Origin of the sequence: Clostridioides sp. ES-W-0018-02, from assembly GCF_020658175.1 — a bacterium.
GTDB lineage: Bacteria > Bacillota > Clostridia > Peptostreptococcales > Peptostreptococcaceae > Clostridioides.
On sequence record NZ_JACVVY010000004.1, the window covers coordinates 412,943 to 436,234 of the forward strand.

26 protein-coding genes and 1 other annotated feature are annotated in these 23,292 nt (G+C 28.2%); of the genes, 20 read left to right on the forward strand and 6 right to left on the reverse strand.

Annotated features, from left to right (window positions below):
- Positions 1 to 261 precede the first annotated feature (261 nt).
- From IC219_RS12910 to IC219_RS13000, 19 genes are all read left to right on the forward strand, one after another.
- Complete coding sequence (locus IC219_RS12910) at positions 262 to 1,128, forward strand: YitT family protein (protein WP_227432788.1); 867 nt, start codon at positions 262 to 264, stop codon at positions 1,126 to 1,128.
- Between the two features lie 245 nt (positions 1,129 to 1,373).
- Positions 1,374 to 2,183, forward strand: coding sequence for an MORN repeat-containing protein (locus IC219_RS12915; RefSeq protein WP_227432790.1), 810 nt, complete (start codon positions 1,374 to 1,376; stop codon positions 2,181 to 2,183).
- A 159-nt stretch (positions 2,184 to 2,342) separates the two neighbouring features.
- Positions 2,343 to 3,407 (forward strand): CAP domain-containing protein, encoded by a 1,065-nt coding sequence (locus tag IC219_RS12920; protein ID WP_227432791.1) that lies wholly within the window; start codon positions 2,343 to 2,345, stop codon positions 3,405 to 3,407.
- Between the two features lie 27 nt (positions 3,408 to 3,434).
- Complete coding sequence (locus tag IC219_RS12925) at positions 3,435 to 4,154, forward strand: polysaccharide deacetylase family protein (RefSeq protein ID WP_227432793.1); 720 nt, start codon at positions 3,435 to 3,437, stop codon at positions 4,152 to 4,154.
- A gap of 24 nt (positions 4,155 to 4,178) precedes the next feature.
- On the forward strand, positions 4,179 to 4,763 hold the full coding sequence (locus tag IC219_RS12930; RefSeq protein WP_227831169.1) for an aminodeoxychorismate/anthranilate synthase component II: 585 nt from the start codon (positions 4,179 to 4,181) through the stop codon (positions 4,761 to 4,763).
- A gap of 1 nt (position 4,764) precedes the next feature.
- A complete protein-coding gene (pabB, locus tag IC219_RS12935; protein WP_227831168.1) occupies positions 4,765 to 6,114 on the forward strand; it encodes an aminodeoxychorismate synthase component I in 1,350 nt (449 codons plus the stop codon).
- Positions 6,104 to 6,844 (forward strand): aminotransferase class IV, encoded by a 741-nt coding sequence (locus tag IC219_RS12940; RefSeq protein ID WP_227831167.1) that lies wholly within the window; start codon positions 6,104 to 6,106, stop codon positions 6,842 to 6,844. Before pabB ends, IC219_RS12940 begins: the two co-directional genes overlap by 11 nt.
- Positions 6,845 to 6,880: 36 nt before the next feature.
- Complete coding sequence (locus tag IC219_RS12945; RefSeq protein WP_227432800.1) at positions 6,881 to 7,582, forward strand: hypothetical protein; 702 nt, start codon at positions 6,881 to 6,883, stop codon at positions 7,580 to 7,582.
- A gap of 25 nt (positions 7,583 to 7,607) precedes the next feature.
- On the forward strand, positions 7,608 to 8,180 hold the full coding sequence (folE, locus tag IC219_RS12950; protein WP_003429416.1) for a GTP cyclohydrolase I FolE: 573 nt from the start codon (positions 7,608 to 7,610) through the stop codon (positions 8,178 to 8,180).
- Positions 8,181 to 8,246: 66 nt separating this feature from the next.
- On the forward strand, positions 8,247 to 9,038 hold the full coding sequence (gene folP, locus IC219_RS12955; protein ID WP_227831166.1) for a dihydropteroate synthase: 792 nt from the start codon (positions 8,247 to 8,249) through the stop codon (positions 9,036 to 9,038).
- Between the two features lie 10 nt (positions 9,039 to 9,048).
- On the forward strand, positions 9,049 to 9,414 hold the full coding sequence (gene folB, locus IC219_RS12960) for a dihydroneopterin aldolase (RefSeq protein ID WP_227432804.1): 366 nt from the start codon (positions 9,049 to 9,051) through the stop codon (positions 9,412 to 9,414).
- Complete coding sequence (gene folK / locus IC219_RS12965; protein WP_227823711.1) at positions 9,407 to 9,913, forward strand: 2-amino-4-hydroxy-6-hydroxymethyldihydropteridine diphosphokinase; 507 nt, start codon at positions 9,407 to 9,409, stop codon at positions 9,911 to 9,913. The genes folB and folK overlap by 8 nt, the downstream gene beginning before the upstream one ends.
- On the forward strand, positions 9,894 to 10,679 hold the full coding sequence (gene aroF / locus IC219_RS12970) for a 3-deoxy-7-phosphoheptulonate synthase (protein ID WP_227432807.1): 786 nt from the start codon (positions 9,894 to 9,896) through the stop codon (positions 10,677 to 10,679). The genes folK and aroF overlap by 20 nt, the downstream gene beginning before the upstream one ends.
- Positions 10,680 to 10,942: 263 nt before the next feature.
- Entirely contained in the window at positions 10,943 to 12,733 is a 1,791-nt protein-coding gene (gene dnaG, locus IC219_RS12975; RefSeq protein WP_227823712.1) for a DNA primase, read from the forward strand.
- 17 nt (positions 12,734 to 12,750) lie between these two features.
- Entirely contained in the window at positions 12,751 to 13,917 is a 1,167-nt protein-coding gene (rpoD, locus tag IC219_RS12980; protein ID WP_227432810.1) for an RNA polymerase sigma factor RpoD, read from the forward strand.
- 148 nt (positions 13,918 to 14,065) lie between these two features.
- A complete protein-coding gene (locus IC219_RS12985) occupies positions 14,066 to 14,755 on the forward strand; it encodes a class I SAM-dependent methyltransferase (RefSeq protein WP_227831165.1) in 690 nt (229 codons plus the stop codon).
- Positions 14,756 to 14,768: 13 nt separating this feature from the next.
- Positions 14,769 to 15,866, forward strand: a complete 1,098-nt coding sequence (locus IC219_RS12990; protein ID WP_227831164.1) for a Nif3-like dinuclear metal center hexameric protein — start codon at positions 14,769 to 14,771, stop codon at positions 15,864 to 15,866.
- Positions 15,867 to 15,928: 62 nt separating this feature from the next.
- Positions 15,929 to 16,510, forward strand: a complete 582-nt coding sequence (locus IC219_RS12995) for a flavodoxin family protein (RefSeq protein WP_227432814.1) — start codon at positions 15,929 to 15,931, stop codon at positions 16,508 to 16,510.
- Positions 16,511 to 16,652: 142 nt separating this feature from the next.
- Positions 16,653 to 17,174 (forward strand): GNAT family N-acetyltransferase, encoded by a 522-nt coding sequence (locus IC219_RS13000; RefSeq protein ID WP_227432815.1) that lies wholly within the window; start codon positions 16,653 to 16,655, stop codon positions 17,172 to 17,174.
- A gap of 341 nt (positions 17,175 to 17,515) precedes the next feature.
- On the opposite strand, the gene IC219_RS13005 is transcribed toward IC219_RS13000, so the two are convergent.
- From IC219_RS13005 to IC219_RS13015, 3 genes are all read right to left on the reverse strand, one after another.
- A complete protein-coding gene (locus IC219_RS13005; protein WP_227432817.1) occupies positions 17,516 to 18,118 on the reverse strand; it encodes a TetR/AcrR family transcriptional regulator in 603 nt (200 codons plus the stop codon).
- A gap of 244 nt (positions 18,119 to 18,362) precedes the next feature.
- Positions 18,363 to 19,082 (reverse strand): hypothetical protein, encoded by a 720-nt coding sequence (locus IC219_RS13010; RefSeq protein WP_227831163.1) that lies wholly within the window; start codon positions 19,080 to 19,082, stop codon positions 18,363 to 18,365.
- A 298-nt stretch (positions 19,083 to 19,380) separates the two neighbouring features.
- Positions 19,381 to 19,848, reverse strand: coding sequence for a pyridoxamine 5'-phosphate oxidase family protein (locus IC219_RS13015; RefSeq protein WP_227482310.1), 468 nt, complete (start codon positions 19,846 to 19,848; stop codon positions 19,381 to 19,383).
- A gap of 146 nt (positions 19,849 to 19,994) precedes the next feature.
- Positions 19,995 to 20,261, forward strand: a binding site (T-box leader).
- A gap of 170 nt (positions 20,262 to 20,431) precedes the next feature.
- Between IC219_RS13015 and IC219_RS13020 the strand changes: the two genes are divergently transcribed.
- Positions 20,432 to 20,983 carry a tryptophan transporter gene (locus IC219_RS13020; protein ID WP_227482311.1) on the forward strand — a complete coding sequence of 184 codons (552 nt, stop codon included), beginning with the start codon at positions 20,432 to 20,434 and terminating at the stop codon, positions 20,981 to 20,983.
- A gap of 118 nt (positions 20,984 to 21,101) precedes the next feature.
- Here the strand turns inward: IC219_RS13020 and IC219_RS13025 are convergent, their stop codons facing one another.
- From IC219_RS13025 to IC219_RS13035, 3 genes are all read right to left on the reverse strand, one after another.
- The gene (locus tag IC219_RS13025) at positions 21,102 to 21,578 is read right to left on the reverse strand and encodes an HD domain-containing protein (protein WP_227831162.1); all 477 of its coding nucleotides are present in this window, start codon (positions 21,576 to 21,578) and stop codon (positions 21,102 to 21,104) included.
- A 118-nt stretch (positions 21,579 to 21,696) separates the two neighbouring features.
- Positions 21,697 to 22,794, reverse strand: coding sequence for a DUF5808 domain-containing protein (locus IC219_RS13030; protein ID WP_227482312.1), 1,098 nt, complete (start codon positions 22,792 to 22,794; stop codon positions 21,697 to 21,699).
- A complete protein-coding gene (locus tag IC219_RS13035; protein WP_227432825.1) occupies positions 22,787 to 23,176 on the reverse strand; it encodes a GntR family transcriptional regulator in 390 nt (129 codons plus the stop codon). Before IC219_RS13035 ends, IC219_RS13030 begins: the two co-directional genes overlap by 8 nt.
- Positions 23,177 to 23,292 lie beyond the last annotated feature (116 nt).

Below are 23,292 nucleotides of genomic sequence, written 5' to 3' on the forward strand. Positions count from 1 at the left end.
ATATATAGTATCATATTGTGCTAGAAGAATTTTAATTTGGAGCATAAATGAGAGAATTTAAGTACTTTGAAATTTTGGAATATAAAAAAATGCACTAGACATATATATAAAAGATACTATAATAGATGATGTAATAGATGACAGTTCAAGAAACTCTATGAAAAAATTTGCTTGAAATATTATCTATTACATCAGTAATAATATATATAAAAGTAAGTTTTTAAAATTCTAAAGATTTATAAGAATTGAAGGGAGAAAGAAATGAGTGAAGTTAAGAATACCCTACAAAAACATCCAGCTTTAAGATATTCAACAATGCTACTGGGGATGTTGATGACATCTATAGGAATAAATGGGTTCTTAAGACCAGCACATCTATTAAGTGGAGGTGCTACAGGTATAGCAACATCTATAAACTATTTGACAAATATCAATGTGGGTCTATTAACATTTTTAATCAATATTCCAATATTTATTTTAGGTTTTATATACCTAGAAAAAGAATTTTGTATTTCAAGTTTATTAAATATGATTGTATTTTCATTATTATTAGGTGCAACTCAGGAAGTAAGTAATATCATACCTATCAATGATATATTGCTTCAAAGTGTGTATGGAGGTATATTATCTGGTTTAGGAGTTGGTATTGTATTTAGAACTAGGTCTTCTCAAGGTGGTACAGACATTATAGCTGCAATACTAAAAATTAAGAAAAATATAGAAATGAAAGATACTGCTTTAGCAATAAATGGTTTGATAGTACTTACAGGAAGCTTTTTATTTGGTTTAGATTTAGCATTATATACTCTCATAGGATTATTTCTAAATGCATATTCAATGACTTTTATTAAAGATGCAATGAATTATCAAAAATCTGTTATGGTAATGTCAACTGAAGTCGATTTGATAGCAGAAGACATAATGAGAAGTTTAGTTAGAGGTGTAACTTTCTTGGATGCAGAGGGTGCATACACTCATCAAAAAAAGAAGATTATATATACAATAGTTGCATCAAGTGAGATACCAAAGATAAAGGATATAGCTTTAAAATATGATAAAAAAGCATTTATATCTGTAAATGATGTTACAGAGGTAAAAGGAAGAGGATTTAAAGCAAAAGACTTATAAACTATAAAAATATAAGCTGAGGGTTTGTAATATGTAAATTTATATATTATAGTCCTCAGCTTCTTTTATTTAAAAATATAATAAATATGGTTTATTTACTATTTGTGTATCACTTTAAAAGAGGTTATTTTAAAATTAAAATTGAAAAAATTACTCAATGTGTAGAAAACATGACCAGTATTAGGATATAATAAATTTAATAGATTTAATAAAATATCTATGAATAACGTTGGAGGAATGGCATTATGAATTTATCTAAAGAATATGTTGATTTGTATGATAATTATTTAAAATATATAAATGAAGTAAATAAAGAGATTAAGAGCATAAAAAATATGAAAAAACGTGTTTTAAAAAAGGGTGATTTTGCATCAGAAAGTGAAGTCTTGGAATTAGAAGGAAAAACAATTCGTGATATAGATGATGTCGATACAAAAAAGCCAAAAAACAAAATATATAAATTTTCTAATGGAGATGTATATGTAGGAAAGTTTTTAGAAGGAAAGATGGAAGGTCAAGGTTCATATACTTTTTTTGTTGATGAAGGAACTGATATGGAGTACATAGGAGAATTTAAACAAGATAAAAAAAATGGAAAAGGAAATTTTGTATTTTCAAACGGTAATGAGTATATAGGTTATTTTGAGGAAGACATGATGAATGGCATTGGGAATATGCTCTATAACAGTAAAGATGAATATATTGGAACTTGGAAGAATGGCAAAAAAGATGGAAAAGGTATTTATAAATGGAATGATGGATGTATATATGCAGGAGAATTTAAAGGTGGAAAGATGGAGGGATATGGTATTTGTTATAATAGTGAAGGAGAAATACTTTATGAAGGAGAATGGAAAAATAATTTGATTCATGGAAAAGGAACTTACATATGGTCAAAAGGAAAGAAGTATGTAGGAGAGTTTATGCATGGTAAAAAACATGGTCAAGGTACTTTTTATCTAAATAATGAATTAGTTTATGAAGGAACTTGGAAATTTGATAAGCCATCTATCTTTGATAGAACTTTAGATGAAATATTTTCATTAAGATTGTAGCTTTATCTATTAATAGGTAAAGCTTTTTTATAATACTTATTAAATAAAAAACATATAAAGAGATGTTAATAGGATTTAATTAGTATATATTATCAGTATTAATACATGATAATGTATATATTAGAAATTTTTAGTGAAGCTTTTTAAAGGAGGAATATATTGAAAAAATTAATTGCTTTAGTATTAGTAATACTTATTGTTTTATTTTATAGTCCTGAATTATTGAGAGAAGTAGATGATTTGAAGGAAAAATTTTTTCAAAGCGAAATATGGAATGAGTTTTTAGATAAAATAAACTTAAGTGATAATTCAAAGAAAAAGGAAGATGAGAAAAATCAAAGCTCACAACTAAATAATAATGGAGAGAATAATTTAAACGAGACTAATATAAAAAATTTTGAAAAACTAAATTTAGGAGAAAACTTAAATCAAGTTTTAGCTAATATTGGAAAGCCTGGTAGAATTGATACTAGTGAATATGGATTTGACTGGTATGTATATAATCAATATGGAAAAGATTTTGCAATGGTTGGTGTTGAAAATGATGAGGTAGTTGCACTTTACAGTAACTCTATGAACTCATGTGAAAATCAAGATATAAAAATAAATCAAGATAGACAAACAGTAAGAAACAAGATTACTCCATTAAAATATAAGAAAAAAGGAAATACTAGATATATAATAAATTCAGAAAATCAATATGATATAATAAATAAGGAAGGTAAATATATTACAATTTTCTACGATATTCATGAAAAAAATAGAGTTTGTTCATATTTAATAATTGATAAAAGTACAGAAGATGAGTTCAAAGAATTATATCCAACTGATAAAGAAGAACTTAAAAAATGCTTTGAATTTGAAATTATAGACCTTGTAAATAGTGTTAGAAATCAAAGAGGATTGAATTCACTAAGATACAGTGAGCAAGCCACTTTAAGTTCAAGAAAACACAGTGAAGATATGAGAGATAATAATTTTTTTGACCATATAAACAAAAAAGATGAAACTCCTTTTGATAGAATGAAAAGAGAAGGAATAATATATACTTCAGCAGGAGAAAACATAGCAGCAGGACAGATTAATGCAATATATGCACATGAAGCTTGGATGAATTCAGAAGGACATAGAAAAAATATTTTGGGGAATTATAATAATATTGGAGTTGGAGTAATATTTGGAGGAAGTTATAAAACGTACTACACTCAAAATTTTTATAAATAACTAAAATATTTGAAAGGAAGTTTAAAAATGACACCAGGGAAAAAAAAGACAATATTTAAGAGTTTAATAGCAGTAGTCTTGTTTTGTGGAATAATACTAATAGCCAATTTTAGTAAAGTTTCTGCTTTAATGATGGAAACGAATGAAAATATTTTAATTAAACATGGTTCAAGGGAAAAGAAACTAATAGCAATTACCTTTGATGATGGACCTCATCCTAAAGAAACTGATCAAGTTTTAGATGTGTTAAAGAAGTATAATGTAAAGGCTACATTTTTTATAGCTGGAAAACATGCACAGTGGTATAAAGAACCACTGGTAAGAGCAAGTAAAGAAGGGCATGAAATAGGAAATCATACTTTTAATCATCCTGATATAAGCAATTTAACTTCTAGTCAAATTGAAGAGGAGATTGTTAAGTGTGAAGAAATTTTAAAGAAAGTTACTGGAAAGAAACCTACATTATTTAGACCACCATTTGGGAGTTACAGAGAAAAGGATTTAGTAGAAATTGCAAAAAAGCATGATTACAAAGTAGTTTTATGGACAGGCGTAGATGTGAGGGATTGGAAAAATCCTGGAGCTAATAGTATCGCAGATAAAATAATTAATAAAGTACAAAATGGAGATATAATACTTTTACATGACTATGCAACTGATGATACAGTCAAAGCTTTGGATATATTTATTCCAAAGATGATAGAAAAAGGTTTTAAGTTTGTTACAGTTTCTGAATTAATTAAATAATTTTTTGGGGGGGAGATTTATAGTATGATTCTCATGATAGACAATTATGATTCTTTTGTGTATAACTTAGTACAATACATAGAAGAATTGGGGGAAACAGTTATAGTAAAAAGAAATAATGAAATAACATTAAGAGATATTGAAGAACTAAATCCAGAGATAATTGTGTTATCTCCAGGTCCATGTTCTCCAAAAGAAGCTGGGGTTTGTATAGATATTGTTGAATATTTCAAAGATAAGAAGCCTATACTAGGAATTTGTTTAGGTAACCAAACTATTGGACATGTTTTTGGTGGTAACATAATAAAAGCACAACAACCTGTTCATGGAAAAGTATACAGTATAAACCATAGTAATAAGGGAGTTTTTAGTAGTCTTAAAAATCCATTAAATGTTACTAGGTATCATTCGCTTATAATTGATTCTGATACCGTTCCAGATGAACTTGAAGTTACAGCAACAACAAGTAAAGGTGAAATAATGGGAATTAGACATAAGAAGTATTTAATAGAAGGAGTACAATTTCATCCAGAAGCTATTTTATCAGAGTATGGTCATGAAATGCTGAAAAACTTTATAAAAGAAGCTAGGGAAAGGATACATAGATAAAATGATAAGAGAAATAAAAACTAAATTAAATTCTTTTGAGATATTTACTATTTTTAGAAATGAAAATGATAGTTTTATATTAGATAGTGCTATGGACAAAGAAAAGTTAGGAAGATATTCTTTTATAAGTAGCCAGCCATTTAAAGTGTTAAGATATAAAAATACTGATGAAAATCCATTAGAAAATTTGAAAAAAGAATTAGATAAATATAAAGTTGTAAATAAAACTGACTTACCGTTTATAGGTGGAGCTGTAGGATATTTGTCTTATGATTTGGGAAATTATATAGAAAAATTACCTAGAACTGCTATAGATGATATTGAAATGCCTGATATATATTTTGGATTTTATAACCATGTTATAGTAATAGACCATTTGAAGGGAAAAACTTACATAGCCACTCCAGATATAGATATAAAAGTAGAAGAAAAAATAATAGCTGATATAGAAGAAAAAATATTAACAGGAGAGAAAAAAGGAATAGATAGTATATGCTATCAGGAAAAAGATGTAAAACCTATTCAACTTAAATCTAACTTTACAAAGGAAGAATTTAAAAATGCAGTTGGAAATGTTAGAGAGTACATAAGACAAGGTGACATATATCAAGCTAATTTGACACAAAGGTTTAGTGGGGAAACAGAATTGACAAGTTTTGAGTTATATAGAGATTTAAGAAGATTTAGTCCAGCACCATTTGGAGCATTTTTAAATTTTGAAGAAGCACATATCTTATCAAATTCTCCAGAGAGATTTATAAGATGTATTGATAAAAAAATAGAGGCAAGACCAATAAAAGGCACTCGACCAAGAGGTAAAAATAAGGAAGAAGATTTAAAGCTTCAAGAGGAGCTTAAAAATAGCGAAAAAGATAGAGCAGAGTTACTTATGATAGTGGATTTAGAAAGAAATGATATTGGTAGAATATCCAAAACTGGAAGTGTCAAAGTTCCAGAGTTGTTTGTAATTGAACCTTATGCAAATGTAAATCATCTGGTTTCAACAGTTGTAGGTGAACTAAAAGATGATAAGGATGCTACTGATATAATAAAAGCAACTTTTCCAGGTGGTTCTATAACAGGAGCACCTAAAATTAGAGCAATGGAAATCATAGATGAACTGGAACCAACACAGAGAAATGTATATACTGGTTCAATTGGATATATAGGTTTTAATGGTGATATGGATTTTAATATAGCAATTAGAACTATAATAAAAAAAGACAAAAAAGTATACTTCCAAGTTGGAGGAGGCATGACTTGGGATTCTGACCCAGATGAAGAATACCAAGAAACACTAGATAAAGCAAAATCTATAATGAAAGCCTTGAGGGGATATTATGAAGAATAATTTAAGCTTTAATAGTAGCTTGAGTAAATTTGGAATTGGGTTATTTGAGACTATTAAAGTTAAAGATGGTATAGCTATAGATTTAAATACACATATAGATAGGATGCTCAATTCGATAACATGTTTGGATTTGAATATAAATTATGAAAAGCGATTTCTAATAGATGAAATTATTAAATACATAAAAAAAGAAAATATTATTAATAAAGCACTTAGGATTACCGTTTTTGATGAAGGTTACAATATATCTATTAGAGAAATTCCATATAATAAAGAAGCATATAATAAAGGTTTTAAATTGACTATATCTCCTATAGTTAGGGGAGATAGCCTAATTTATAGACATAAGACTACTAATTATTTTGAAAATATATATACTAAAAATATTGCAAATAAGAATGGATACAATGATGGTATATTTATAAATTCAGATGGTGTGATTTTAGAATGTTCTATGAGTAATATATTCTTTATAAGAGGAAGTAAAGTATATACACCCAGTAGTAAATTACCAATTTTAAATGGAACAATAAAAAAAAGGATTATAAAGATTTGTGACGAATTACATATAGAGTTGATGGAAAATGAAATTAACATATCAGAAATTAGTAGTTTTGATTTTGTTTTTGTCACAAATAGTCTTATGGGAGCAATGAAAGTTACAGAAATTGACAAGACAGAATTTGGCAGAGAAAATATTATTTTTAATAAAATAATAGAGTGTTTGTAATAAATTAAAATATTAACAATTTATTGGAGATAAGAGATGGCAAGTCATACTTATAAAGTATATAGTGAAAATATTAAAAAAATAATAGACAATCCAAATACATTAGCAGTATTTCTAGTGGGTTCTAGTAAAGATGTAGATTTTAGTTTTTATAATGTAGAAGTTAATGATATTGATGTATTCGTTTTTGTAAAAGAAGGGGAAAAACAAGAGCGAGTACTGTTTGAACAAAAGGGAATAGAATTTGATATAAATTATTTTTCAAAAGATGGTGTAAAAAAATTATTGTCAGATAGAGAGTACTTCTTTGTGAAAGAGATGAAGGATGCTAAAGTACTATTTGATATGGAGAATATATCCAATACTATAAAAGATATGAGCAGAGATATTTACTTAAAAGGTCCTAGCAAATTGTCTTTAGAAGAAAAGTCTTTTTTAAAACAAGATATTGAAACAAAAATATCAAAGTTGAAAAATAAAGAAAAATTTGATGTTTTTGAATATCATTTTTTGACGAATTTATATTTAAAAGATATAATAATTGGGTACTTTAATATAAATGATAAATGGGTACCAAAAGATAAAAAATTGCTAAAAGTTTTGAAAAAAGAAAATAAGGAACTTTTTAACCTAGTATCAAAGGTAAGTGAAAGTTATGACTATCAAAAACTTTTAGATGTTTATAATTATATTTTTAAAGAAATTGAGACAAAAAAGATTATAAAATTAATCTTCTAGTCACGAGTCAATGGGGGGAGTTTAAATGAATAAAGTAGATAAAGAAAAAATACAACATGCAGTAAGAGAAATATTAGAAGCAATTGGTGAAGACCCAGATAGAGAAGGTCTAATAGAGACTCCAAATAGAGTTGCTAGAATGTATGAAGAGATATTCTCTGGTCTTAGTGAAGAACCAAGAGACCACTTAAAAGTTCTTTTTGCAGATGAAAAGCATGAAGAACTAGTACTAGTAAAAGATATTCCATTTTATTCATGCTGTGAGCATCATTTGGTTCCTTTTTTTGGAAAGGCACATATCGCTTATTTACCAAAAGGTGGAAGACTTACAGGGCTTTCTAAGCTTGCTAGAGTAATAGACACATTAGCAAAAAGACCTCAATTACAAGAAAGAATTACTAAAAATGCAGCAGACATAATAATGGAAGAGTTACAGCCATATGGTGTTTTAGTAGTAGTGGAAGCTGAACATATGTGTATGACAATGAGAGGTGTAAAAAAGCCTGGTTCAAAAACTGTTACATCAGCAGTTAGAGGTATATTTGAAAAAGATATTGCATCAAGAGCTGAGGCTATGAGTTTAATTACTATGAAGTAGTAAATTATTGTAGATAAAAATCGTTTGATAAGATATAAATTTTAATTTAAGGGAGTGTCATTAACTGTGTTTGATTATGGTAAAAGAACTTATATAATGGGTATATTAAATGTAACTCCAGATAGTTTTTCTGATGGAGGAGACTTTAGTAATTTAGACATAGCAATAAAACATGCAAAAGAAATGGTTGAACAAGGTGCTGATATAATTGACTTAGGTGGTGAATCTACACGTCCAGGTCATAGCTATGTGGATTCAGAGGAAGAACTAAGAAGAGTAATCCCTGTGATAAAAAAACTTAAAAAAGAATTAGATATACCAATATCAATAGATACTTACAAGGCAGATGTTGCAGAAGAAGCTCTAAAATTAGGTGTCACTATGGTAAATGATGTTTGGGGGCTTAGAAGAGATAAGAATATGGCTTCTGTGGTAGGAAAATATGATGCAGAAGTATGTATAATGCATAATCAAGATGGGACAAACTATGACAAAGATATAATGGAGTCAATAAAGGACTTCTTTAAAGAGAGCATAAAAATGGCAATAGACTGTGGTGTAAAAAAAGAAAAAATAGTTCTTGATCCAGGGATAGGGTTTGGGAAGACATTTGAGCAAAATATAGAAGTATTAAGAAGATTAAATGAATTGAAAGAATTAGACTATCCTATTTTACTTGGAACATCTCGAAAATCAGTAATAGGAAAAGTACTTCCAGTTGAACCTAAAAAGAGATTGGAAGGAACAATAGCTACTACTGTACTTGGAATAAGAGATGGTGTAGATATAGTTAGAGTGCATGATGTTTATGAAAATTTAATGGCAGCTAAAATGACTGATGCAATATATAGAAAGTAGGTGTAGTATAATGGATAAAATATTACTTAGTAATCTAGGATTCTATGGATATCATGGTGTGCTTAAAGAAGAAAATTTTCTAGGTCAGAAATTTTTTGTCGACATGGAACTTTATGTTGATTCAAGAGAAGCAGGACTTAGTGATGATATAAATAAATCTGTAAACTATGCTGAAGTTTATAGTGTTGTTAAGGATATTACAGAAAATAAACAATTTAATCTTTTGGAGGCTTTGGCAGAGAATATTGCTGAAGAAGTCTTAAATAAATTTAACCTTGTAAATGGAGTTATGGTTAGAGTTAGAAAGCCAGAAGCTCCTGTAAATGGAATTTATGACTACTTTGGTGTTGAGATAAGGAGAACAAGAGATGAATAAGGCTTATTTGGGAATAGGGACGAATATGGGCAATAGATTTGATAATCTATCAAAAGCATGTGAACTTTTGAGAGATAGTGATTCTATATATGAAGTAAAAGAATCAAAATTATATGAAACAAAGCCATGGGGATATACAGAACAAGCAGATTTTCTAAATATGTGTGTAGAGATAGAAACAGAGTTTGAACCTTATGAGTTGTTAGAATATTGTCAAAAAATAGAAGAAGAATTGCATAGAGAGAGAATGGTACATTGGGGTCCAAGAACTATTGATGTAGATATACTATTTTTTAATGATGTAGTTTCAACTGATGAAAGATTACTAATACCACATCCAAGGATTCAAGATAGAGCTTTTGTTTTGATACCACTTATGGATTTGAATGAGGAACTTTTAATAAATAAAAAATCAATAAAAGAATATTTAAATCTCCTATCTGCTAAAGAAATAGAAGAAGTAAAGGAGCTTGTAGGTTATGAGAAAAAACCTATTTAATGATAATTCAAAGATAGTGATAAATACAAATAATAAAGAAATAACTGTAAAAGAAGATAAACTTGTAATAGCTGGGCCATGTGCAATAGAAAGTTATGAGCAACTTTTAAAGACTGCTAAATTTGTAAAAAGTCATGGTGCAAATATTTTAAGAGGAGGAGCATATAAGCCAAGAACATCACCAAACTCATTTCAGGGATTAAAAAAAGAAGGTCTTGAAATATTAAAAGCAGTTAAAGAAGAGGTTGGGATAGCTGTTATTACAGAACTTATGGATATAAGAGATATGGATGAATTATATAGTATCAGTGATATAATTCAAATTGGCTCAAGAAATATGCAAAACTTTACTCTTTTAAGTGAAATCGGAAAACAAAATAAGCCTGTTATGCTAAAAAGAGGAATCGCATCAACAATTACTGAATGGATAGGTGCAGCAGAATATATAGCAATAGAAGGAAATAGTAACATTATAATGTGTGAGAGAGGTATAAGAACATACAATGATTATACTAGAAATACATTAGACTTAGCGGCTGTACCGATTATTCAAAAAGAAACGGGACTTCCTGTTGTAGTAGACCCAAGTCATGCTACTGGAGTTAGATATTTAGTAAAACCTATGTCAATGGCATCACTTGCATGTGGAGCAGATGGAATAATGGTAGAAGTTCATCCAGACCCAGAAAATGCTCTATCAGATGGGATTCAATCTCTCTGCTTTGATGAATTTGAAGATTTGATGAAATCAATTAGTGTTTATTAAAAAGAGGCAAGAGCCTCTTTTTTATTCGTGATAGTTTTGATGTAAATTTATAAGATAATAGATATATAATTTAATAGTTAGATTATTTGACATAAATAAAAATCTAATATTGATGTAATTAACATAAAAAATAAAAATTTTTTGATTAATAAGAAGGATATCAATAAAAAAAGTCGAATTCTGTATATTGAGTGATTGACAAATTTAGAATATAGTGTAGAATAGAAATGTTAACACAAAAAATTACACCAGAAGGTGATAATATGAATGATATAAAAGACGTTATCGAAGAAATAAAAGCTAGATGTGATATAGCAAGTATAATATCTGAATATATGAATATAAAACAATCTGGAGCTAATTATAAAGGATTATGTCCATTTCATGGAGAAAAAACTCCATCTTTTTATATAAATACATCAAAACAAATTTATAAGTGTTTTGGTTGTGGTGAAGGTGGAGATGTGATAAATTTTGTCATGAAAATGGAAAATTTAGATTTTATGGATGCTGTAAAAATTTTAGCAAATAAATGTGGTATAGAAATTAATACCAACATGAATGAAGAAACTAGAATGAAAATAGAGAAATCTAAAAAGTTTCAAGATATTCATACAGAAGCTGCTAGATTTTATCTTTCAAACTTATTGGGAAGTAAAAATCTTGGGTATGAATATTTAAGGATTAGAGGATTAGATGATAAAATAATTAAAAAATTTGGTCTAGGATTTTCTTTGGATTCATGGAATTCTCTTATGAATGCTCTTATTAATAAAGGGTATACAAAACAAGATTTATTGGAGTGCGGTCTAATTGCAAGAAATAGAGATGGAACTAATTGCTATGATAAATTTAGAAATAGAGTTATGTTTCCTATATTTGATTATAGAGGAAATATAATTGGATTTGGAGGAAGAGTACTAGATGATTCTTTACCAAAATACTTAAATTCTCCAGACACATTAATTTTTAATAAAAAACAAAACTTATATGGACTAAATTTTGCTAGAAAAAATTTAGATAATAAAACTATAGTCTTAGTTGAAGGATATATGGATTTAATTTCACTTTATCAGTATGGTATAAGAAATGTAGTAGCAACCCTTGGAACAGCCTTGACTGAACAACAAGGTATTTTAATAAAAAGATATGCGGATACTGCTATTATATCTTATGACTCTGATGAAGCTGGAATAAAAGCGACTTTAAGAGCTATAGATATACTTATTAAATTAGGCATTACTGTAAAAGTTTTGGATTTGAAAGACTCTAAAGACCCAGATGAATTTGTAAGAAAGTACGGACTTAGTGATTATAAAAAGGCAATGGATGTTTCTACTCACTACATAAAATATAAAATAGATCATCTTAAAAAAGAATTCAATATTCAAAAAGATGAAGAACGAGTGAAGTTTGCAAAAGAAGCTTCTAAGATTATAAAACAATTGACAAGTCCTGTAGAAATTGATTTTTATACAAAATATTTAAGTAATCAAATAGATATTAATGTCGAGTCTATAAAAAGGGAAGTGTATGGTAAAAACTACAATAAGCCATATAATAATAAAAACCAGAAAAAGATAGAAGAAAAAGTAATTGAAAAAGTCGAAGTTAGACAAGATGGAAAACAATTAGTTGAAGAAACTCTAATAAAAATAATGTTAGAAGACAAAAAAATTAGAGAAATAGCTCTACTTAAAGTAGAAGAAAGTGATTTTTTATTGAATGAAAGTAAAGAAATTTTAAATTACATGATTAAAAATCAAGAATTGGACAAAATAACTATTGACAAATTGAAAAGTTTAAACATATCCGAAGAATACTTAAAAGAATTAAATTCAATTTCTTTGAATAGTATAAACTTAGAGAACACAAAAGAAATAGAAGGAATAATAACAAATATCAGAAAGAACTCATTAGAAGAACAAATTAATAACTTGTTGAAAGAACAACAGGAATTAGAAAATAATAATGATATGAAAGAGGTAGATGGTAAAGTTATGGAAATTGCTTTAAAAATAGTTGAGATAAATAAAATTTTAAAAAGCTTGTAGAGAAAGGAGGTTTGAGTGTGGAAAATAAGTCGAATAAAAAAGAGTTAAAAAAAGTTACCGCTAAGACACTAATAGAAAAAGGAAAAAAGCAAGGTTCATTGACGCTTGCAGAAATAATGGAAGCTTTTTCTGAAACTGAACTTGATAAGGATCAGGTAGAAAATCTTTATGAAACTTTAGGTAATTTGGGAATAGAAATAACAGAAACAAAGAACTATAAAGCTGATATAGACTTTTCGGCTACTGATGACGATTTAAATATGAGCCACATAGATGAAGATGCAGAAGTAATTTCACATGAGGACTCTTCTGCAATAGAAATAGAAACTGTGGATTTATCTTTACCAAAAGGGATAAGTATAGACGACCCTGTTAGAATGTACTTAAAAGAAATAGGAAAAATTCCTCTACTTAAGCCACATGAAGAGGTAGAATTTGCTAGAAGAATGCATGAAGGTGATGAGATAGCAAAGCAAAGATTAGTTGAAGCGAACTTAAGACTAGTTGTAAGTATAGCAAAAAGATATGTAGGTAGAGGTATGCTTTTCTTAGACTTAATACAAGAAGGAAATTTAGGTCTTATAAAAGCTGTTGAAAAATTTGACTATACAAAGGGCTATAAGTTTAGTACTTATGCAACATGGTGGATAAGACAAGCTATAACACGTGCTATAGCAGACCAAGCGAGAACTATAAGAATACCAGTGCATATGGTAGAGACTATAAATAAATTAATAAGAGTATCAAGACAACTACTTCAAGAACTTGGAAGAGACCCAAAACCAGAAGAAATTGCAAAAGAAATGGAAATGACAGAAGATAAAGTAAGAGAGATAATGAAAATAGCTCAAGACCCAGTGTCTTTAGAAACTCCAATAGGCGAAGAAGAGGACAGTCATTTAGGAGATTTTATTCCAGATGATGATGCACCAGCTCCAGCTGAGGCAGCAGCATATTCTTTACTTAAAGAACAAATAGAAGATGTACTTGGCTCATTAAATGATAGAGAGCAAAAGGTATTAAAGCTTAGATTTGGTCTTGAGGATGGAAGAGCTAGAACTCTTGAAGAAGTTGGAAAAGAGTTTGATGTAACTAGAGAAAGAATAAGACAAATAGAAGCAAAAGCACTAAGAAAATTAAGACATCCAAGTAGATCAAAAAAACTTAGAGATTATTTAGATTAAAAAGATACATCATTAATGTTTTTGCAATAAAGGCCATGGGATAAGTGATATCTCATGGCTATTTTGTGGTAGAGATTTTATATTATTTTTTATCTTGGTTTTAGTTTAAAATCAAGAACAAATAAAAAGATTGAAAGGAGATATATCTTTGAAACTAACAGATAGATTATTAAAAATAGCATCATTGGTGTCAGATGGTAAAAAGATAGCTGATATAGGAACGGACCATGGATACATACCAGTTTATTTGCTAAAGGAGGAAAGAGTTCCATTTGCAGTGTTGGCAGATGTTAATAAAGGACCTCTTGACAATGCACGAAAAGAGGTCATACAGAACAATCTTTTAGAGAAAGTCGATTTACGATTGGGTTCTGGTATAGAGGTACTAGAAATAGGTGAAGTTGAAGAAGTAATAATTGCTGGTATGGGAGGTATATTGATAAGTGAGCTTCTAGAAGCTAAAAAAGAAGTAGCACATAGTATAGAAAAATTGATATTACAGCCTATGCAGGCACAAGAAGAGCTTAGACGCTATCTTCTGAATAATGGATATGAAATTTTAACAGAGGCTTTAGTGAGAGAAGATTTTAGGATATATGAAATAATAGTTGCCAAATATACAGGTAAAAATACTATAATAGAAGATGAGATACAGTTTGAAGTTGGAATAAAACTTTTAGAAAATAAAGATTCTCTTTTTTATGACTTTGTAGAAAAAAAAATAAAAACATATAGTGCTATAGTTAATCAACTAGAAGGTAAACATGGAGAAGAAATAGATAGGAAGAGAGAAGAAAGTAAAATAGCAATAAGAAAACTTGAAAATTTAATAAAATAAATAGGAGGTAAATATGTTACTGAAGAGTCTTACTAGAAAAATTGAAAAAAAGTATCCTCTAAGCTTAGCTGAAGATTGGGATAATGTAGGTCTTATAGTTGGAGATTTTGATATGGATGTAAAGAAGATTCTGGTATCCTTAGAAGCCAATGAAAATGTAATCAATGAAGCTATATCTCAAAATGTTGATTTAATTGTTACACATCATCCTTTTATATTTGGAAAAATTAATAAGATTAATAGCGCAGACTTAAAAGGTAGACTTATACAAAAACTCATTAAAAATGATATAGCCCTTTATTCTATGCATACCAATTTTGACATAGCATTTGATGGTCTAAATGATTATTTCATGGAAATTATGGAATTTAATAACTCAAAAGTTTTAGATGTCACTGAAAATGAGACTTTATACAAACTTGCAGTATATGTTCCATGTAATTATTCAGAAGTGTTGAGAAAGGCACTAAGTAATTCAGGAGCAGGCCATATAGGAAATTATAGTAACTGTACATTTTCGATAGAAGGAGAAGGTCAATTTAAGCCATTAGAAGGCTCAAATCCGTTTCTTGGAAGTATAAATGATATAGAAAGTGTAAATGAGGTTAAAATTGAAACTGTAGTACCACAGAAGCGTTTAGGTGGAGTGATAAGTTCTATGATAGATGCACATCCTTATGAAGAAGTTGCTTATGATTTGTACAAGCTAGAAAACAAAGGAAAAACATTTGGATTAGGTAGAATAAGTAAACTTGATGAAAGTACAACATTAGAAAATCTTTCTAATAAAATAAAAGAAAAATTAAATATGAAGCATATAAGGGTAGTTGGAAGTCTTAATACCGAGATAACAAAAATTGCTGTTGTAACAGGAGCTGGTTCTGAGTTTGTGAAAAAGGCTAAGAGACAAGGCGCAGATGTTCTAATAACTGGTGATGTAAAATATCATGAGGCACAAGATGCACTTGATATGGGAATATGTATAGTAGATTGTGGACATTTTGATACAGAAGATATATTTAAACATGTTATGAAGAGATTTTTGGATGAATTTGAAGAGATTGAAACAATAAAAAGTAATGTATATTTAAATCCATTTAGTATCATTTAATGGTACTTGATAATAAAAGCACTATATAAAAAATAAATTTGATTTTGATTAGGGGGATAAAAATGAAAGTAGCAGTGATTTTTCATAGCGTTTGTGGAAGTACATATTTATTAGCAAGGGAGTATAAAAAGGTACTTGAAGAAATGAATATAGAGGTAGATATATTTAAAGTAAGTGATGAGGTTGCAAAAACACTTCCTCAGTACTATTTGATAAATTCAAAGGAACATAAAGATGAATTTGAAAGTATAAATGTAATTAAATCTGGAAAAGAATTACTAGATTATGATGCAATATTTATGGGTTCACCAACATATTATGGAAATGTATCTGGTCAAATGAAGATGTTTATGGACAGTTTTTCTGATGTATGGGTAGGAGCACCTTTAAGTGGAAAAATATTTGGTTGTTTTGCTACTGCAGGTTCACAACATGGAGGAGGAGAACTAGCTTTACAATCAATGAATATATTTGCTCAACATATGGGGATGACGCTTTTATCAGTTCCATGTACAGTAAGAGGAGGTCATCCAGCATATGGAATACTTCATATAGCAGGAGATAACTCTGATATAAGACCAAGTGATGATGTTAAGTTTGGTATAAGAGATTATCTAAACAGTCTTAGTATATATAAAAAATAGATATATTTTCAGCAATGGTTTAACCTTACAATTCATTTTATACTTGGACAGATATTATAATCTAAATAAGAGCTAATTAGAGTTTCATTAGACTAAAAAGATGTGGTGCGAAGGTTGTTTTATATAATAGGAGGATAGCAAAATGCGCTTTGAGAGGCTAAGAACATATGAAGATAAATTGTATTTAGAGGCAATAAAGTTATACAATGTAAGTTTTCCTTTTCATGAACAGAGAAACCCATCTTTACAAGCAGAAATTATGGGTCATGAAGAATATCAATTTAACTTAATTTATGATGAAAACGACATGGTTGGTATCATTTTATGCTGGGAAACAGAGAATTTTATTTATGTGGAACATTTCTGTATCAATCCTGAAATGCGCAATAAAAAGTATGGAAAAAGAGCTTTGGAGCTGTTAAACCAGCGAGGCAAAACTGTTATTCTAGAAATCGACCCTCCCATTAATAAAATTTCCATCAAGCGACAAGGTTTTTATGAGAGGGTTGGATATAAGGTAAATGATTTTGAACATATTCACCCACCATACCATGAAGAATGCAATGGACATCAGTTAATTTTGATGTCTTATCCAGAAACATTGACAAAAGTTGAGTATGGTAATTTCAATCAGTATTTAAGAAGAACAGTAATGGGGTTATGATTCAGAGTAGGTATAATTTATATGTGCCTTATTGAGATATTTTACGAAACATCATTTTTGCTGTTTTTAAAAATGGCAAGCATGAAAGAGTGGTATATACCAGCCCATTCTTGCCAATCATATTTTCATGCAAGTCAAGAATAAGGAAAACACCAAAACTCGTATAAACACTACATTTTTATGAGTTGTTGGTGTTTTCTATATTTTTAACTCAGTTTTCTTTGCTTACTCATAATAACGAGGCCAAATCTTATATCAGTTTTTAATGCCATTTTCTCTCAGATATACTTTTGATGTCATTGTTCAATTTTAATACATAGATGTTCATTGTCGATATTCTCTTATTCTTCAAACAAGCTATATGGAACTTGTAAAGTTCTGCATAGTAAATTTATAATTAAAAGCATCTGTTTTTCTTTGCTTAATTCAGCAAATGATTTATCATGTAATAATCCACTGATACCTTTTAGTACAAATGGCGCAAGCCATTTAGACTCACTTAAGTCTTTTTTATCTGCTAATCTGAGTATTTCAATAATCATTGTCCTAAAAGAGGGCAGAATTGCTTCTAAGGTTAAGCTGTGAATAGATGATAAAACTGACCAATGAATAGCTCCATCAGATAATTTCGAAAATTCATCCATTCCGCTGTCATAGCATTCTATAAGTTGTTCCAATCTCATTCGTGGGGAAATCTTATCGGATTTCTGACTCATCAGTTTAGAAGTTCGCTCTCCTTGCATTTTCATGAAGAGTCTTAAGGCTTCATCAAATAATTCTTGTTTGGAAGAAAAGTAATGGTAGAACATTCCAACTTCTCCACCAACCTCATTTAATATCATGCGAATAGAGGTGCTTTCATAACCGTTTTTTAGAAACAACTGTAAAGCGCATTTAAGTATTTCTTCTCTTTTACCACCTTCTAAAATAGGTTTTCGTGCCATTTATTTAATCCTCCCTTAAACAGAATGGTGTTTTGCTTAAAGAATATCACAATGTATAAATAACGTCAATAATAAAAAGAATAATGTTCTTATAATTATTATTTGTGGATGAGTAATATGTTCAATTTTACCTAGTGCTATGATATATGTACTCATATCCAAAAGGAAAAATAAACAATAAAATATAAATATGAATACAGAAAGTCAAAGAAAAAGAAGGCTAAAGCCTTCAATTTTTTATGTTTTAATCTCTAAAATCAACATTAGTAAATCCTGTTAGCGAAATGTCAATTTGATTTTTTCTCGTACCATTCTTATATTCAAATCCTTTATTCATCTTAGTAAAATAGTCTGGATAATTAATTAGACCATATTTAAGAAATTCTTTATCTGTTGCGGATAGAGAAATAGTGCTATTTTTGTATTGATTTTTTGAAGTAAATTCTATACTTGAATCTTTTGAAGTAACATTTATTGCATCAATACAATTTTCGGGTAAATCATAACTAAAGCTACCATCAAGCACATTTACATCCATATTGCATTTTATATTTGGAATATGGAGTTGAACATAGCTAGAATTGCCCATTTTAGCTGTTTTTCCTGATATAGATACAACCCATTTTGCGTTTTGTTCTATCATTTTAATATTGTAGTATTGGTTGTTGTAATTTGCTATTATTTTGTTGGATGAGGTTGGTAGTATTTCTACTCCTCCATTGCAGATGTCTAAAGAAACATTAAGGTTTTGTGCATTGTGAGGTAAGCTATCACTGCTTTTTTGTGAGTCTGCACCTACCTTGGAATTAGCAGAGGTATTGAAATTTCCTCTATTGCTGATATCACTATCACCATGTACTTGTGATGATGTATGGATTTCTAAAGCTGTTGCTCCTGTTGATAATATAGTTATTATTAAAAATGTAATGAGGAGTAAAAACTTTGGTTTTTTCTTGAATTTCATAATTATTTTCAACCTCTCTTTCAATAATTACTTACTTTTTTTGATAGTTTTAATGGCAAAAAAATTCTGTAATTTATGTTGATATTTGACATATATGACTGTATTATTTTCAAGTTTTTATATGGGTGTGGAAAAATTTATGTCAGCTTGGATACAAGTAACTTTGTGTTGTATCTACATAGGTATTGAGGAAGTTTCTTAAAGTGTTTTGAGCATTTTCAATTAATAAAAATAATGATAAATAAATATATTTAAAGTGACCATACATATAGCCACTTTATTATATCGTATTAGATTATTATAAACGAGAAGCTTTACCAGAAATATGGTCTATTTCTATTTTAACTACAGTTGTCAAATTTATATCTTTTTCTATGTACTTCATACCTTCTTCAATAAAGCCCTTAGAATATTTTTTTATTATTTCTACAAGAGCATTTTTCTTTTCCTCATTGTCTACTGTTGAAGCTTTTCCAAATACTACAGCGCTAGCATATGTAGTACTAAATTTATCTGGAAGAACACTTTCATTAGCTACTACTAAGAAAGAAACCTTGTTATTTGCTGAGATATTATCTAATTTATGTCCACTTCTTGCACAATGAAAATATACAGAATCATTAAAGTATACATAATTTACAGCAACTCCATAAGGATAGCCATTTTCACTTATAGTAGAAAAAGTACCAAATTCACCATTTTTTAATACTTCTATAGTATCTTCTTTTGTCATTTCTCTCTTTTTTAATCTCATTTCTCTAAACATAATATCATCCTTCCTAATTCAATATTTAAATAAAAGTTTAAAGCATTTATAAAAATTATTCTACACTTTTTGTAAATTTTAAATAAAATAAAAAATACAGTTGACAATTATAAAAATTTAGAATATTATAATAGCAACAGCAAATTAAAAATCCTATGACAAGGAAGAGTAATTATGTTTAGCTTCAACATAGAGAGCTGAGGATGGTGGAATCTTAGCAAGAAGGAATATAGTGAATGGACCTTAGAGGAATAAATTGAAATTATATTTTTATGAGAGTAGACTTTATCGTCAGTCGCACGTTACAGCGAATAGGGTATGTAAGTACTTGATAATGAGATATATAAGAATTAAGTTTTAAGCTTATTTTTTATATAATTTAGGTGGCAACGCGGATAATCTCCGTCCTATTGATTTAGGACGGAGTTTTTTATTTTGCAAAAACTATTAATAAAGAAATTATATAATTTAAAATAAAAGGTGGTGAGAGAGATGTTATGAACTTCTAAAGCTAAAGAGAATGATATGGAAAATTGGAACGAAAATGAAATAAATATTAAACAAATTAGGGGGAAATATTACAATGAAAACAAATACAAAAAAATTAACTTTAAATGCAATACTTTTAGCTATGGGATTATTGATACATCAACTTACACCTGCTATAGGACTTCCAATGCAACCAGATATATCACTAGCAATGATGTTTATAATAATGATACTAAATAAGGATGATTATAAGATTTGTTTGGTAGCAGGAATTGTAACAGGAATATTTGCAGCATTAACAACTAAATTCCCAGGTGGTCAGATTCCAAATATACTTGATAAAACTATTACAATAAATATAATGTTCATGATAATGTATATAATTTATAAATTACCATTTATGAAAAAATTGAACAGTAAAAAACAAGATTTAATAGCTGCAACAATAATATTCCCAGTAGGAACAGTTATAAGTGGAACTCTATTTTTACTAGTTGCTCAAGCTATAGTAGGTCTTCCTGGAGCTTCATTCACAGCGTTATTTATGGTAGCAGTGGTACCAGCAATATTGATAAACTTAATAGCTGGTATGTTATTATTTAAAGTAGTAAGTATCTCTATAAGAAGAATAAGTTATCAAGGATAAGATTATATTTTATAAGCATATGACAAAAATAAATAATAAATTAATAAAGAGGTATTAAGTTAAATGTAATCTTAATACCTCTTTTTAAATTAAATTATAACAATATCAAAGACCTATTTTATATGTGGTAAGGAGAGAGTAGTGAGTGTATCCTTAGAGTCTCAACTAGACAACAAAATTTATCTAATAAGCAAACAATTAATGCTTCTTTGTATCTAGGAGGTCTAACAGTAAGTGGCCACATATGTTTTAAAATAATGTCTGTTTCTTTTTCATTTATTTGAAAGAATAAATTTGCGTTTTTTAGTGATTCTTTAGGATGAGTAAAACCATGTAATCCCTTTCTATCACCTTTATAATGCCAGTCATAAAGAAAAAAATCATGCAGTAGAGCCCCTCTAATAACGCTTTGAATTTCAACATTTAAATGCAATTTTTTACATAATAGATAACTATAATATGCTACTGATAAACTATGTTCAAGACATGAAACATTGCCATGATGAGGAAATGTTCTCATAAGTTGTACTTTTTCAGATGAAAGTATCTCAGAAGCACAATCATTAAAGTATTTAATTTCAGTTTTTGACAACATTATGCAAATCTCCATTCCTAGTAATATATAAATACTATATTTCAATGATAATATGAAATATTTCTTATCTTACAAAATATAATACCCAATAATACAAGTAAGATACCTTTTATGGTATTTAAAGTAAAAGAGATTTTATAACACTAAAAAGTGAAAAAATTAAAAATATAGCTATAAGAATATATAATATCTTTCCAATCGGATTTCCCAAATTTATAGTCCATCCTATGCCAAATCTTTTATCAACCATAAATGATGGGTCGTTTGGATTATTATATATAATACCTCCTATCCAGTACTTTTCATCATTGTCTGGAGTATAAGAAGAATTGGATTTTAAATTTGGAGAATTAATATATGTTACCATTAAATAAATTATAACTAAAAGCATTATTATATTTATAACAGTTAATAAATTTGGATTTGTTTTTAATGATAAAAAAACGATAAAGAATTGTACTATCATCATAATCATCAATATAAAAAACAAATAACCAATTTTATTTAGATATTTAATGTTTTTAGTTTTACTTTCTTCAATTTTATTTGTATCTACTTTAATTCTCGCTTTTATAGCTCCAATAGAAGTTATATATAATAAAATCATTATACAAAACTCAAGACCTATTAATTTAAACACACCAAGATAGGATTTTTTCATAAATCCATCAGGTTTTCCTGTTATAGTAGAGTGCGTAGTAATTAAATCTGGTAATTGATTATAGTTAAGCAATATAAAAATACTTATTCCAAAAGTAAGTAATACTGGTATTAAATACAATATCTTAAATTTTTTTATTATTTTATTTTTTTCATTTATAAAATCCATATCTATTACCAATTTTGAGTCTGCACTTATCTGACTTAATTCAGTGAAAAACTTGGATTTAGTCATTTTAACTTCTTTATGAATATAGATATATAATATACTTTCATATAGTAAAAACCCTATAATACTAATAGAATAAGAAAATTCTATTTTATCAAACATAAAAACTAGAGCTAAAACTAAAATAAAAATCACAATGAATCCTATAGATAAAAGTTTTTTAAATTTTTTATCAAGTATTATAAAATCAGGATAGTTTCTATGTTCTTGGTTTATAGAAACACCATAAATGTGATTTTTGCCAATAAGATGTGGCATAAAATAAAAAGTAGCATACATCAAAATTAAGGTTGAAAATATTGTAAATAAACATTCAATCTTATTCATAGTATTTCACCTCATACTTATCAAATAGATTTTTACTTAACGTCAAGAACTCTTCTTTATTGATACCTGATAAATAAGATTTTGCTACTAAAAGTTCTAAATCAATTCTATTTTTTTGGCGAGTTGAATTTTCTGTTTCCATTGGAAGTTGAGCTACAATTGCACCTTTTCGCCTATCAATATTTAAAAATCCTTCTTCTTTTAGTTCATTATAAGACTTATTTACAGTATGTAGATTTACACCAATATTTTCAGCCATACTTCTTACAGATGGAAGTGATTCATTTATTTTTAATTCTCCTGAAGCTATAGCTTTAGTTATCTCTTCTTTAATTTGTACATAAATAGACTTATCACTATTAAAATCTAAATTTAAAATCATAAAAAACCTCCATAATATCGTTATAAATAAAAATACTTGTTATATATATAGTATAACACAAAAAACATTATCAAGTACAAAATATAAATTTATATTCTACAAGATGATTTATATTA